This is a genomic window from Pseudomonas sp. GL-B-19 (assembly GCF_019956415.1).
GTDB lineage: Bacteria > Pseudomonadota > Gammaproteobacteria > Pseudomonadales > Pseudomonadaceae > Aquipseudomonas.
In genome coordinates this window covers 171670-186037 of the sequence record NZ_JAHBDK010000097.1, presented here as the reverse complement: position 1 = coordinate 186037, position 14368 = coordinate 171670, and the positions used below count along the sequence as shown (strand labels likewise).

9 protein-coding genes and 1 pseudogene are annotated in these 14368 nt (G+C 52.9%); 3 read left to right on the top strand and 7 right to left on the bottom strand.

Annotation, left to right across the window (positions count from 1 at the left end):
* Window positions 1-89 precede the first annotated feature (89 nt).
* Together KGB06_RS28755 and KGB06_RS28750 are read left to right on the top strand one after the other, a co-directional pair.
* Complete coding sequence (locus tag KGB06_RS28755) at window positions 90-341, top strand: hypothetical protein (protein ID WP_223521787.1); 252 nt, start codon at window positions 90-92, stop codon at window positions 339-341.
* Between the two features lie 9 nt (window positions 342-350).
* Window positions 351-602: a hypothetical protein gene (locus KGB06_RS28750; protein WP_223521785.1), complete on the top strand. Its 252-nt coding sequence runs from the start codon at window positions 351-353 to the stop codon at window positions 600-602.
* Between the two features lie 149 nt (window positions 603-751).
* Here KGB06_RS28750 and KGB06_RS30215 read toward each other — a convergent pair.
* The 6 genes and pseudogenes from KGB06_RS30215 to KGB06_RS28720 form a co-directional block, all read right to left on the bottom strand.
* A pseudogene (locus KGB06_RS30215) lies at window positions 752-1426 on the bottom strand (peptidoglycan-binding domain-containing protein); the annotation flags it as partial.
* 258 nt (window positions 1427-1684) lie between these two features.
* Entirely contained in the window at window positions 1685-3124 is a 1440-nt protein-coding gene (locus KGB06_RS28740; RefSeq protein WP_223521777.1) for an ATP-binding protein, read from the bottom strand.
* Between the two features lie 3 nt (window positions 3125-3127).
* Entirely contained in the window at window positions 3128-5620 is a 2493-nt protein-coding gene (locus tag KGB06_RS28735) for an Hsp70 family protein (RefSeq protein WP_223521776.1), read from the bottom strand.
* Window positions 5617-5991 carry a hypothetical protein gene (locus KGB06_RS28730; RefSeq protein ID WP_223521775.1) on the bottom strand — a complete coding sequence of 125 codons (375 nt, stop codon included), beginning with the start codon at window positions 5989-5991 and terminating at the stop codon, window positions 5617-5619. Before KGB06_RS28730 ends, KGB06_RS28735 begins: the two co-directional genes overlap by 4 nt.
* A gap of 438 nt (window positions 5992-6429) precedes the next feature.
* Window positions 6430-8961, bottom strand: coding sequence for a hypothetical protein (locus tag KGB06_RS28725; protein WP_223521774.1), 2532 nt, complete (start codon window positions 8959-8961; stop codon window positions 6430-6432).
* Window positions 8954-10597, bottom strand: coding sequence for a hypothetical protein (locus tag KGB06_RS28720; RefSeq protein WP_223521773.1), 1644 nt, complete (start codon window positions 10595-10597; stop codon window positions 8954-8956). The genes KGB06_RS28725 and KGB06_RS28720 overlap by 8 nt, the downstream gene beginning before the upstream one ends.
* Before the next feature lie 508 nt (window positions 10598-11105).
* Between KGB06_RS28720 and KGB06_RS28715 the strand changes: the two genes are divergently transcribed.
* Window positions 11106-12658, top strand: a protein-coding gene (locus tag KGB06_RS28715; RefSeq protein ID WP_223521772.1) for an IS3 family transposase whose coding sequence is annotated in 2 segments (ribosomal slippage) — window positions 11106-11568 and window positions 11568-12658 — 1554 coding nt in all. Because the reading frame shifts where the segments join, the coding sequence is not laid out codon by codon here.
* A gap of 282 nt (window positions 12659-12940) precedes the next feature.
* Here KGB06_RS28715 and KGB06_RS28710 read toward each other — a convergent pair.
* Entirely contained in the window at window positions 12941-14308 is a 1368-nt protein-coding gene (locus KGB06_RS28710) for a Dyp-type peroxidase (RefSeq protein ID WP_223521771.1), read from the bottom strand.
* Window positions 14309-14368 lie beyond the last annotated feature (60 nt).

Here is a 14368-nt window from a genome sequence, read left to right as displayed (position 1 = left end):
AATTGCAGATCCACGTCGATCCGTTCACCCAAGCATTGGCTGGTACCTTGAATGCCTCACACCTGTCACCGATCTTTTGATACCCGGAATTGCAGATCCACGTCGATCCGTTCACCCAAGCATTGGCTGGTACCTTGAATGCCTCACACTTGTCACCGACCTTTCGATACCCGGAATTGCAGATCCACGTCGGTCCGTTCACCCAAGCATTGTCCGGTACCTTGAATGCCTCACACCTGTCACCGATCTTTCGATACCCGGAATTGCAGATCCACGTCGATCCGTTCACCCAAGCATTGGCTGGTACCTTGAATGCCTCACACCTGTCACCGATCTTTTGATACCCGGAATTGCAGATCCACGTCGATCCGTTCACCCAAGCATTGGCTGGTACCTTGAATGCCTCACACTTGTCACCGACCTTTCGATACCCGGAATTGCAGATCCACGTCGATCCGTTCACCCAAGCATTGGCTGGTACCTTGAATGCCTCACACTTGTCACCGACCTTTCGATACCCGAAATTGCAGATCCACGTCGATCCGTTCACCCAAGCATTGGCTGGTACCTTGAATGCCTCACACCTGTCACCGATCTTTTGATACCCGGAATTGCAGATCCACGTCGATCCGTTCACCCAAGCATTGGCTGGCGCGCGAGATTGAGAGGTACTAGATAAGGAAGTTTGCTTCGAATTAGGATTCGATTTTTGCTTTCCCGTCTGCTGTGCAGCAACCTCAAGCTGTCGAAGTAACGCCGCGCTCGCAATACCATCTGCAGCAAGACCACTATTTCGCTGAAAAGCCTGTATCGCCGCTTGTGTTTTGTCTCCAGGCAGGCCACTGGCAGTTCCAACGTGATAGCCGAGCTCGTTCAAGCGACGCTGAATCGCTTGAACCGTTGGATCTGGTACTAGGCTAGAAGCAGTATGCGTTGACGTTCCTGCGGCAGGACTTCGTACGAACCTGCGGCTACCTTCTGTCTGAAGTTGAGCACGGTATAGCTCAACATCTCTTTGCGCATCTTCGAACGCACCATGTCGGTAGCGGAATTCACCGCAACGAGCGTTGTAATCAGTTACATATCCGTTGAACCGCTCAACCTCAGAGTCGATGTAGTTGTTAACCCCCGCCTCCGCTGCGTCCAGTCGGATCTTCTCCGCCAAGCAGTACCGGATCTGTGCTGTCGTAAGCACATTATTCCTCCCGACCAAAGGCTTATCCTCGTTCAATCGACTAGATACTTGAGGCTGCCCTGTCGGACTAGGCGGTATTTGAAGCTGCGTGGACGGCGACTGCGAGGCCGGAGCCGGGGTCACAGACGAAGAGGAGAGTCCAGAAGAATACGCCGGATCAGTGGACCTGTGGTTGACCGATTGAGACGCAAACCAGATAACACCGATGACCGCGGCAAGCCCAAACAGCATTGTGCCAATAGATAAGCCACCCGGCGGTTGCGCGGCTGGTCGATGGATTTGCGGCTTCGGTTGAGGCTGACTCTGACTCTCTGGAAGCTGGCCGCCTGTCTGCGCTGATCCCTGAGAACGGGGCAAAGACACAGTATTCGCCTGTTTCAGGGAACTGGCGACTTCAGCCTCAACATCTGAAATCATCGAGGATAGGCCTGCAAAGCCGTTTCTCTCTTCTTGCTTTTTATGATCGTTTTCAGATTCCACGAACTTCTCTCACACAAAACCTATCCGACGGCGCACGCTACCGTCACGCTCCCTGGCGGGTGACGCATACATCGCGGACACAAGACTAGCTTGGTCTAGCTTGTCCTTCCCAGAACGCGCCGCAAGCCTGGCTCCCTCGCGCACAACAAACGCCACATCTGACAAGGGTCTTCCGGCCAACGCCCTAACAAAGAATTTCGGATCAATATCCTCCTCCTTCGGCAAGGTCAACAGGAGTTTCTCTAGCAACGACAGAACTTCGACCTCGCTGGCAAAGTCAACGTTGACAACGTGATCGAATCGCCCTCTTCGTAAAATGGCTGGATCAATCATATCGATTCGGTTTGTCATCCCGACAATTAGCACTTCGTTCCTTGCTGCCTCTGGGATGCGGCGCAAAAATTCCGCGACCTCCTCGACACGATGGTGTCCGGAACCCATCTCTCGATCAGCGAGAAATGCCTCCATCTCATCTATCACGAGGACCGACGGAGCATTCTGCATCGCTTTATCGAAAATCTCCGCCACCTTCTTACTGGTCTCATGAATGTAAGGACTCGCGACACTCGACGCATCAATTTGGAAGCTCGGCCAACCTAGAAAGTCAATGAGTTGGTCAACGGCAAAAGTCTTGCCGCATCCCGGGGGACCCTGCAAAACAACAGCCGACGGGAAGTCAATACCCAAAGCCTTGTAGCGGTCACGGTTCTGGACGATGTCGACAATGTGCTCATTGAAGAAAACAGCGAGATCAGGACGCCCTGCCAATTCAAAGACTGTGGCCGCAGGTTTCTCATCAGCATTAGAGTCGTTTTGGTCCGCACGCGATGTTGGCACGGTGTTTGGTCGCGAGGTCGAAACGCAAGCTCTTTTAGCCGAAATTACCGCATCGACTTCAAATCCTGCGGATTGGACCACGTCCTTAAGGTGACTCGCCCCAAGCCAACTCATTGTTTGGTGAAGTCTACGAAATGACTTTGCGGAGACGTTGGCACCGCCTGTGAGCCAGTAACCGAGCACGACATCATCGTCAGTTTTGGAACTTATACTGTAGGTTGGTAGAAGACGGCTGATCTTCTCTACGTACAACGAGTCTTGCAATGGTGACTCTGGATCGATGTCACGCGTTGCTTTCAGAGCCAAGGCAAACGACAGAGCATCGACCTTTGTATCAGGAGAGTGCCCATCTGTAACCAGGCAAAGAACCTGGTTTGGTCCACAAGAAATCGCCCAAAGGCGCTGACTCCCGAAGTCGAATGAGCGGAAGAGTCCTGCCTCCATCAATCCAGCGTCTATCCAACGAAGGGCAAGTTCGTCTTGCGCGACCAACACTCGCCCATTCCCTTGGGTTTCTAGAATCTGCCAGTTTGTGCCCTCGGACACTGCTATACGCGCCTTCGCGCCATCCGGCAATTTGTATCCAACTGGGAGCCAAGCATCAATGGCCATAAGTCAACTCCGAACGATATTCGCGCCAGCCATCATTTCATCGTCGCCAGCTGAGCCGATACGCACCGAGTCGAGATTTCCGACTACCGCGCGCAGCTTGTCGATGTCGTTTGCCTTTAGCGCTTCGACACCGACAACGACTAACTGCGCATGCTCTCTAGCATCAGGGAACAAATACTCGTCTTGTGCAAGCCATTTGAATCGATCGATTACGAACCAGTCCTGACGCCAAAGAATAATGAAGTTCTTTCCGCGCAAATCGTCCAAGTGAGACTCAAAGTCGCCACTGTTGTTACCTATCGCTCGCTGGGCAGTTTTAACTAGATTCTCAAAGGCATTGACTTCTGAAATTCGAGCATACTCACGCACCGTTTTGTCAAAGAAGTCGACAGTTTTACCTAGCTCAAGCTGGCGAATATCTTTTAAGTGCTCCTTGCGCATGAGAGCCAATAACCGCTTGGCCTCTTGGACGTTATCCATCGCCTGTTTCGTCGTTTCGGGATCTGATTCGCCGGTCTTTACCGACTTCGCTTGCTCTAGCTTCTCTCGTGCTAGATCCAATCGCGGGTCGTCAAATTTTGATGCAATCTCCTCAAGACGCTTAAGAGCGTGCTCCGACTGTTCCTCTACAAGCTTTGATGCTTTTGTGTAATCAATTTGGCCTTCCTGGCGGGAGTAGTAGTTGCGGCCGCTGTGAAATGAACCACCAATCGAAGGCACAGAAACTTCCATCACGATGTTTCCGGAGTCCAGAATTTCGTACTCACAAATCATTTCGGCGCCAGCTGCAATGACTGCATCATCAAAGTCAGATCCCTTGATCTCGAACATCCCAATAAATCGGTTGTCATTGATCGGATCGGAGATCGAACCTTCCCACAACTTGAATTTGATTGACCCGGCACTGCCGGCCTTGAGCGATTCTTCGGTCTTGAAGGTCTTCGTGCCCTTCTTGGGCAGTTGATCCCCTTCGCATACTAGGTAATCAAGGACGAGTCGCCCGCCGAGCTTGTCGCGCGCTTCAACGCCAATCGAGTGAGATGCAGGAATCGCATCAATGCTAGCTGCTGTCCGCGAAATAACGATCCTGTCATCCTGGAGTGCAACAGGCCCACCCTTTGAGTCGAACACGAAGACCTTGAATGTGTTCTCCCCCGGCTTCGCAAGGTTGAGCTCCACTGCGACACCGTCCTTAAGGGCTATCCGACCTGAAGACCAGCCGGTGTCAAGACTGTCGATCTGGAACTCAACCCCAGCAGCAGCACTTCCACCAAGCTTCGCCACGATTTTCGCTTTCGAATCGGGCGTCCGCGCAATGTAGTTGAAGGAGAGAGCCAAAGAACCACTCGCGCTGAGCGCTCCCCTAGCACTCTTCCGGCCGCGACTTTGTGATTTCCAATCGATCGATTCGGCAAATACGGCTGCCCCCTCTGCGACAGCTGTCATGGGATTCACGTCCGTAGATGAAGCGATACCCAGCTCAAACGCAACCCGATCACGTAGGGGTTTATATTGAGTTGGCCCGCCAACAAATACGATGCGTTCAACATCGTGAGCACTCAGACCCGCTTTCTCGAGAGTTTCCCGGGCGGACTGAATGGACTCATCCACTTTGCCAGCAATCAATTCATTGAGCAGTTTTCTGGTGAAGGGAATGTCGACATATATTTCTGAGCCGGATTCATCACTAACACCAAGGTCAGCCTCTGTGAGGCTGATCACAGAATCTTCCTTCGCCGACAATTCGATTTTTGCCTTCTCTGACGCCCAAAGGCACATTCGCAGCAGTGATTTGTACTTCTGGTTTACGCTGAAATCTTCCGGGAGATCAAAATTCGATATAAGCCACGGCTTGACTACGTTATCTAGAATGGAGCGATCGAAATCTGTACCACCGCACATCGCCACGCCGCCGTGAGCCAGCAGACTCACACGGCCACTGATACTTTCAGCAATGGCAATATCCAGCGTTCCACCACCGAGATCAAACACCAGAAAAACACCGTCGCCTTTCCGTAGTTTCACAACACACATGACAGCCGCAACTGGCTCTTGCATCAATGCAACGCTACCCAGGCCAGCCATTTCCGCTGCTGCCAACGTTGCGTCCTTTTGCATCTGGTTGAAGGCCGCAGGTACCGTAATTACGGTCCCGGTTTCACCGCCGTTTCTGATTTCCTCTGGCAGATACCCGAAGCACAGCTTGAGAATCTCGGCTGAGCACTCCTCCGGCGTCATGGTAATGTTGACGGCAGCTAGCTTTATCGGGGTGCTGGTCCCTATCATTCGCTTAAACTTAGTGGCAGCATTATCGGGGTTTTTCGCGGCACTATCGTATGCGCGCTTACCTAAGTACTTGTTGCCCCGCTTATCAATAAAGATTGCCGATGGCGTAACATCGTTTTGATCGGGGCTCTTATAAAGACGCACCGACTCTCCGTCGTAAGAGCAAATTGCACTGTTCGTTGTGCCGAGATCGATTCCGACGTATTTCATGCGTGCACCTTCCTCAGCATCACAGTGCCCTGTTTCCTCAAGCCCTCAGGTCCCATGATGATGGGCTCCACCATATGATCGACCAGCAGTTGATCATCAGGACCAAAATCACCAATGTTCAGCGCGGAGGCCGCCATTCCGGGGTCGAACGGTTCACCCTCGACGTTCACAAGCTTCAGCCCACTGGCATCAAGGTTCTCTTCCACTTTCTTTTGAAAATAGCGGAGTTGGTTGACGTATCGACCAGCTTCGCCTGCATCCAGCTTGTTTACGACGCGCGAGAAAAGGCGTGAAAACCGCCAGCTTTCGACGGCCATGTGGATCAGAGACCGCTCCAACTGGTCGATGGTATAGCCCTGCTCATCTGCCATTCGTTTCCCCTTATTGACAGCATCCATAGCCCGCAACCATGAGCTAAAACTGGAGGTACGTCCATTGGACGATTATGGATATCAGCATGCATCCGCCTAACACGTTGGCCCAACAGCGTCCACTCATCGTCGAATAGCTGGGCTTGCCGCGCAGACCGTGAAGAACAGTTTATAGACGAGGGGGATGCCAGCCTTTCATTTGGCGACAACGCCTTATCATTGCATGACAATCTATGACCTTTGATCCGGGATTGCACATAGCGTTGCTGCAGTCAGATTTGCGTGGCCGTCATGTTCCCCTCCGGGCGTACCGAGTTGCTGAGTATTCGGGTGGGGCAATGAATTCCGGCAGCCTGGGGGTCAATTCGGCATCGGCGTCAACACCCCAAGCAGACAGTCAGATTGATCGATGTAACTAGAATTTATCAGCTCGCGCCCTCAGATCATATCGACTGGCTTCATGCCTAGAACGCGATCACGCTTAAATCTTCGAACGCCAACAAAATCCCAATAGCCAACTCGATCTGAGTCTAGTTCTAGTATCACTCTCGGTTCATCAATCACGCCCGGAACAGTACAATAACCTCCAAGAACAAGATCGCTGGCTTCTCGAAATCCAGAGGCCCATGACGCGCCATAAGCCATATGTAAGCTGAGCCACTGATCTACCCGCGATACCGCCTCGGGCGTATCACGAGAAGTTTTCTGCAGATGCTCATGCAGCTCCGTCCTTGCTTCCTGATCAATCACGATCTTTGGCATAAGACTCAGAAATACAGCATTACTCTGTAACTTTGCCATTTTTTCAGCTTTATCCCAGATCCTAGTCACATCTAGAGTCAGGGCCTCGCCAAGATCCCATGCCAGCCAAACCAAGAGCGTGCATAACTGCATTGACTCGTCTGTATCCTCACCAGCAGCCAAGTCGAATGCTGCAAGGAGCTGACCGTTGGCACCAAGCAGATATTTAAAACTGTGGTCCAGCAAATAACGGCGATCTTTTTCTTCAGTAAGCCGCAGCCCCGCCTTACGCCAGTGATCCGACTTCTCCAGGTAACGGAGCTCACGCAAAATCGCCAGAACCGCAATTAACTGTGCCAGCACACTGACCTGTCGAGACTCATTTGTAGCAGCGAGCTTCAACTGCTCCACCATCCGTCTACAGAGTGTTCTGCCACGAGCACACACGGCCTTAGCTACCAGCTCTGCTGAAATCGCAGGCTTAACATCTATCTCAGGTTCCTCAGCATCATCTTGCCCAACCTGCTCTTCCTCACTTCGACCGGCGTTGTCGAGACCAGCGGCCTGCACTTCAAGTCCGTCGTTAAGGCGACGAACAAGCACATCAAGTAGATAGGCCAGATCACCAGACTTAAGCAGTCTGACTTTGCGTTTGTTCCGGACTATGTCTTCCGCATTAATCGCCAAGGACGCTGGAGACAAAGTGGAGTCAGTCTTAACTGCTCGCCCAGTATATTCACGCAACGCCACTTCGACTTCTTGCTCGCTTTGCGGTGCAAATATAACTCGCTCGACGACAGTGATGATCTTGGAAATATCCACTTCACTTGAGCCAAGCTCACTCAACGCCGAACGTATCTGAAATTGCTTTGAGGATCGGGCCGACGACTCGAGCAAGGCTGGATGCTGAATCATCGCCCTTGCAACCGGATTACCATTACGCAATAGCAGGCACGAGCGAATGTTATTTGGCGGAATTGATACTGGGACCTCTAACGTATCGGCAGCGCATTTGACGGCCTCAACTGCCTCCAGAACCTCAAGGTTAGGGCCAAAAAAACGTGCCGTGACTCCTTCGATTGCTGCTCCATTACAACTGATATAAATCAGTGATCCGGTATGGCTTGAATACCCCAGCAGCATGGGTAGATCATCCTTACCCTCATCGGCATTGGCCTCATGGCTAACTGACAAGCTAGCGAGCATTTCTGCAGCCAGCTCAGGCAATTCAAGCAGAGCCTGCATTGCAGTAGCCTCAGCTGCCTGACGTGCTGCAGTACCTGTTTGCAGGATAACCGCCTCAACATTGCCGTCTCCAGCCTCACCCATCCAGGCTGGACGACTGGGATTTGCACTACCGCTAACAAAAACATCATCCGCCGCATTTGCAGACTCAAAGTAGAGAATCTTCGCATGCAGATACCCACCATCGTTGCTAAACAGGGCGCGAACATCGACGTGCCGTGCAATGTCAGCACCGATAGCACCAGGATGCTGAACCGTATCAGGATCAATACCGACCGCCACCTCAGCATCCGGCCATCGGCTTTTGAGCGATTTCATAAGCGTCAGCTGGTGATCAAAGAATGCTCCAAGCACCCCAATCCGCTTGACTCCCACAGGTACTCTTTCGACCAACTGATCCAGCAAAGACGGCCCACCTGGGCTTTGCGCCAATGCTGCAGTCGTAGTCATTTCACCGGCATTTACAATCAGCGGACTGATGAAGCGTTCCATGGCCAGAGCTGAATCCAGCAATGGAAGTGGCGCCCTATCTCGTTCCAGTTCAATCCAGCTCTTCACCATGCTCCAGACTGCTGCCAGGATTGCCGTACCTTCAGCATCTTTCGCACTAGCAACTTCAATCCAATTACTGACTTCGCGGTTAAAGCCCATACCCGACAACGTTAAGTTGTGGCTACCTATCAGAATCGATGCTTTCTTGGCCCCCAACAGCAGGCACACCTTGGGATGAAAAGCACCTGATACACGAATAGGCAACAGGGTGTAGTTATGTCCCGCCAAGCGTGGTCTTGATGCCTCGCTCCCCCATGAGGCTGCGCATTGCCGCTGATCCATCAACACCACATTATGCCGACACCCAGCCGCAACCAGTCGGCGTAAAAGCACCTCTTCATAGAAGGGCAAGGTTGCATTGAACGTTGTTATCAAGGAGGCTTCATAGCCACCGCGCTTAATCACCTCAAACAGCGAAACAGTGTCAGACACAGGCACCTTCCATCAGCTTTTTGCCGTCCTCACTCAGTCGTGTCTGCCCACTCCTATCCAGAACAAGCACCCCCAAATCACGGAGTATTTGTATAGCTTGCTTGAAGCGTGGGGATGTCGGTGTTGGGTCTGGTATCTGATCAGCAATCACCTCCAGCCCTCTTTCCGAGGGTCGCAATTGGAAGGTAGCGCGGCTCGACTGACGCAGCTTGCGCAAAGCCACTCGCAGGTGTGTATTTAAGCTCCAGTTGATCAGGTCAGTAACTACCTCTGGCAATTTAAGCTCTTTCCAGAGCTCCACACGATGATGGAAACTGATCAAATTTATCGGATAGTCGCGCAGTTCCTCAGCACTCATAGCTAAGCCGTCATAAGGCTTGTCGCTTGTGCCCCGCGCTGCCAAGGTTATTAACAATTTCAGACATATATTAAGTAGTAATGCACTGTCATCGCCTCGCTTCCAGCCTTCAAGCAATGCCCTACCAAGCTGGGTTTCATGCTCGGCGTCTTCCCATGCAGTAAGGCTGACACCCTGCTGACGGGTCTGACTCACCAACTCACCAAATACAACACTGCCCAATGCATCTGTAACTGACGCTACAGCACTCGATGCGGCAAACCAGCTTGAGAACTGCTCGATCGTCTTAAATAGTGGGTTCTGCTGAGCAGACTGCGGCTGCATTTCCCGGAGTGAAATAGCTAGAACCGTCAGGAAGGCGACGGACAGCAAATCGTTTCGCACGTAAACGGCCCACAGTTTGCGAGTTAACTGCAGTGACTCTGGTACTACCCACTCTTTACCCGCAGGAAGAGCCTCGCTGTAGGTGCAGGCGCGAAATACGTCCTGACTGATATCAAAGCCTTCCGGCAGTGCATTCACTAGCTGCTGTATCAGCCCCAGACTACGCCGTCGCTGTATACCATCCTCGGCGTATTTGTTTTCAGTATCAAAGAAGATGCCCCTGAGGTGCTGGCATTCGCTGACATTGCTTTCAATGCTGCAGACACAGAAGGCACTCAACGCATCCAGATCACTCAGGCTTACCTCATTTTTCTCTACAGCAGCCCAAAACAGCTCTGCTGGAGCAGCCGACTCAATGCTCGTCGCTAAATGTTCGCCATTTTGCTTGGTGTAATAACTCCAGCTTCTGGAGGAAGGTTGCATGATCCCCAGCTCCAGCAAGGTGCCGGCGTAGTATTGCGAAAATCCGCCCAACTTACTTTTAAAGTACCTGCGCGTGTCGGTTTCATCCTGCGTCGCATAATCCGAAAGCTTAAGCACCTCACCAAGCGTGAGCCGGTCCAGGGCGGGTAATAGGTTGTTCCTTCCGGCCATGGCAATGCCATGTTCCACAGCGTCTGCTGCCAGCCGAGAGTGACGTTCAGAAATGAGCGTAAACAGGCAATCTGCACGACGAAACATATCTACGAAGTGATCGAAGTCATCCTTGGAGAAGCGCTGGTCATAGGACCAAACCACCCAAGGGTAAAACGAGTAATAACGCGCCCTGTCGGTGACATTAGTGATACCCGGCAGCAACTGACCATAAATCTTCACGCACGGAGCTTGAGTACCCAGATGATCAAGCCCCGTTGCCTTGGTCGGTGGTTTCAGCCAACTGGTTGTGATCTTCATCGACGTCTAGTCCCTCAATACATCAGCTACCGCAACAGCGGAAGGTTAAATTCGGATAGGAACTGACATCTTGTTTGTAGTCTATTTTAAGTGACCGCTTCTGGCCGGTTGCGGCGCTTCGCGACAGGCAAAAAAGGTCCGAAGCAGGATATTGCCAACGACTTAATCAAGCAGCAGAGATAACACAATTGGGCATTTCAGCGAAGTGATTGCGAAACACGACAATATTCATTCGCCGCTTCCCGCTCTTTGCGCCACACCCGCCTTTAGCCAGGTCAAACATTCAGTCCTAGATCTGCGATGTACTACCCATGTGATTATGGTGTTGGAGCCGATGCCGAATTGACCCAGTTGCCGAGATGTCACTGACCCAGTCTGTTCATTGTCTGTATTGGAATTGTGTAGATTTTGAGGTGGGTCAGTCTTGCGTCAGCCCCCGGTGTCAGGATAGTTGTCGCCTCTCCGGTTTTTCCTGAAAAAGCATATCGGGGGCGGAAAGAGACTGGTCGTGCCGTACTATTCACCTGAACGCAGAGCCGCATTACTCAAGATGCTGCTTCCCCCGCTGAACCTGTCGATGGCCGAGGTTTCCCGGCGCGAAGGGGTCAGCGAAATGTCTTTGTCCAACTGGCGTAAGCAACTCAGTTCTGAAGGAAGTGCAGTGTCCGAAAACAAGCAACTGACCGAGAACTGGTCAGCCGAAACCAAGTTTGCTGTCGTACTTGAAGCCGCCGGCTTGTCCGAGATCGACCTGGGCGAGTATTGCCGACGCAAAGGTCTCTACCCCGAGCAAATCACGGCCTGGCGACAAGCCTTCATCACCGGCCAGAAATCGGAAAAGGCCCTGCAAAAAGAAGAGCGGGAGCAGTCGCGCAAAGACAAGAAACGCATCCAGGAACTTGAGCGCGAACTGCGCCGCAAAGACAAGGCGCTCGCTGAAACAGCCGCGTTGTTGGTGCTGCGAAAAAAGCTCAACGATTACTGGGGGACCGACAACGAGGACATCTGACATCGTTGCCAGAACGGCAGTTGCTCGTTGACTGGCTGAGCCAAGCGGTCGCGACGGGAGCCAGAAAAATCAGGGCCTGCAGGGAAATCGGTCTATCGCTGCGGACCTTGCAGCGGTGGACTGAAACAGACGTTATCCAGGCCGATGCCCGAACGACTGTCACACGATCAACGCCACGAAATGCGCTGAATGAGGCTGAGCGACAAACCATTGTGACGCTGTGCAACAGCTCGGAGTACGCTCATCTGCCGCCGAGCCAGATCGTGCCGCGGTTGGCCGATCAAGGGCGTTACCTAGCCTCAGAATCCACGTTTTATCGCGTCTTGCGAGCGGCCGGTCAACAGCAGCATCGAGGCCGTAGTCAGCGCCCCAAGCGGTACGCAGCACCGACGACGCACGCGGCCAAAGCGCCCAATCAGGTATGGTCGTGGGACATCACGTACCTACCATCGCCGATACGCGGCAAGTATTACTACCTCTATCTGATCGAGGATATTTACAGCCGCAAGGCGGTGGGCTGGGAGGTCGACGACGCGGAAAGCGGCGAGAAAGCCGCCGCGCTGCTGCAACGTAGCGTGATCGGCGAGCAGTGTTTACACAAACCGCTGGTGCTGCACTCGGACAACGGCGCGCCGATGAAATCGGTGACGCCGTTGAGCAAAATGTACGAGCTGGGCATCACACCCTCGCGGGGACGACCGCGGGTCAGCAACGACAATCCTTACTCGGAGTCGCTGTTTAGAACACTGAAATACTGCCCGCAATGGCCGCAGGATGGTTTTTCCAGTTTGGACAGCGCACGGGCTTGGGTAAGGGATTTCATGCGGTGGTACAACAATGAGCATCGGCATAGCCGTATTCGGTTCGTCACACCGGCTGAGCGGCATCGAGGACTGGATTATCAGGTCTTGGCCAAGCGACAGGAGCTGTATGAACGAGCCAAAGAGAGAAAGCCGGAGCGGTGGTCGGGTGGAACACGTAACTGGGAACCGATCGGCACCGTGTTGTTGAACCCGGATCGAGAGCAACAGATCGAGAAAAGAGCGGCATAGTTAGACGGCTGACGCGACAACTACCTTGAAAAACGCCGTCAGCACGTGGGTCAATTTGATATCGGCGTCAACACCCCCAATCATCTCGGGATGAAACCTTAGTTTGTACCAGCATCCGTGAAGCACCGGATGGCGGGAGGAGTGCCAGGTCGCTCAAGACTGTGCCGCCTTTTATAAGGGATTCAATCTCCCAAAAAACTCACCCATCTCATCCAGCCATTCGATAATTTTATATCGCTGGATAACGAAGTCGGCGGAAAAGGCCACTCCGCTGCGGGACAGCTATCGAAACCCGCCGTCCGCGAGTTTTTGCAGCGTCTGCAAACCGGGGAGCAAGAAGAAAGCGGTTCCCTTGGTGATAACGAAATCTGGCAATGTCACTGTACGATCGCCGGTTGCCGTCGGGATCAGGAACTGGTCGCTGGCATCCGGGGTCTCTCGATTCGCTAGTGGGTCCTGCGCGTGCTGGTTGGGAAATGCCGGACTGAAATCGTTTACCTTCATCCAAGCGGCCAGCTTGTAATACTGCCGCCGGATGTTGGCACAGAGAAACATACCCACCAGCCCGCGCTCCTCACCGTCATCGACGGTCCCAGTGAGTTTCGGACCGTACGGTGTGCCGCGTCGAATCACACGGGGAACCCCACCCGTCAACGTTATAAGGTGATTAAGTACCTGATCGCGCGGATTCGTAACACGAATATGTGCGGAGAACGGGCATTTAAGGCCATCGGGATCGTCTAAGGCATAGCCAAAGTTATCGCTTTTGGAGAGTGCTGTATTTGGTGCGGTGGGAGAACTGACCAGCGGTGTTCCGTCACGCCACCGCCCCATCAGTTTGGCGGCGAGTAATTCCTCCGCGTCCTTCAGCGACAACTCCGGGAATACCTTGGGGCCCTCCGTGTTTAGGAAACTGTTGAAACTCGCCACGTCTTGGTGGAGCCAGCGAAAGACCGAATATGTGCCGTTGCGTACCAGTTCACCAGCCCGTACTGAATCGGGGTCGGAGCCAAACGCTGGTGGTGTCGAGGGGATCTCACCTGTGGAATAGCCGAGAATAAAATGACGATAGTCAACTTCCCCCTCCTGAATAGGGTCGTCATCCCAGCGAACCGCCGGATGCGAAATTCCGTCATGGTAACCAAAGTGAAGTTCACCGGGAGTGTCTCCAAGCCACTTCCCTTCGATCGGACCCTGCTTAATGGTAGGGAGTAGTTCCTGATTCCCAACAGCCGCCGTGCGGACTATGGCTGTCATCTGTTCGAGAGCCTCGACAGATTTGCCAAACAGATGAACGACTAGATGTACCTGTTGGGTCTTGAATTTGCCGTTCCACCATTTTGAGGGATTGCTCGCCTCGAAATCCCCCATTGTTATCTGGGCCGGTTCATCACGAAAATCATCGGGGAATGCTTTCAGAATACTGGTCCTCACCCCGAGAGCTTTGAGTCCGCCATAAGTGATTCCGACGTTGAGCAGCGACTCGCGAGTCGAACTGAGAGGGTCCGCCGCGTTCGTCAGTGGCGCGAGGTGTTTGAGCAGATTCATGCCCGCCGCCGGATTGCCTATCTGGAACAACAGGTGTCGAGTCATCGGATATGGGTAGAAGTGATGAATCAAACCTTGGATGTCCGTCAGATCCAACGCCATATGGATGCCCCTTAAAGAGTGACGGAAAACAGGGGACCAACTGTCTGCTGATCCCCCGAG

Bases quoted from the DNA above. Each gene is read 5' to 3' on its own strand.
- KGB06_RS28735 (WP_223521776.1), bottom strand. From the start codon at position 5,620: ATGAAATACGTCGGAATCGATCTCGGCACAACGAACAGTGCAATTTGC.
- KGB06_RS28710 (WP_223521771.1), bottom strand. From the start codon at position 14,308: ATGGCGTTGGATCTGACGGACATCCAAGGTTTGATTCATCACTTCTAC.
- KGB06_RS28720 (WP_223521773.1), bottom strand. From the start codon at position 10,597: ATGAAGATCACAACCAGTTGGCTGAAACCACCGACCAAGGCAACGGGG.
- KGB06_RS28730 (WP_223521775.1), bottom strand. From the start codon at position 5,991: ATGGCAGATGAGCAGGGCTATACCATCGACCAGTTGGAGCGGTCTCTG.
- KGB06_RS28740 (WP_223521777.1), bottom strand. From the start codon at position 3,124: ATGGCCATTGATGCTTGGCTCCCAGTTGGATACAAATTGCCGGATGGC.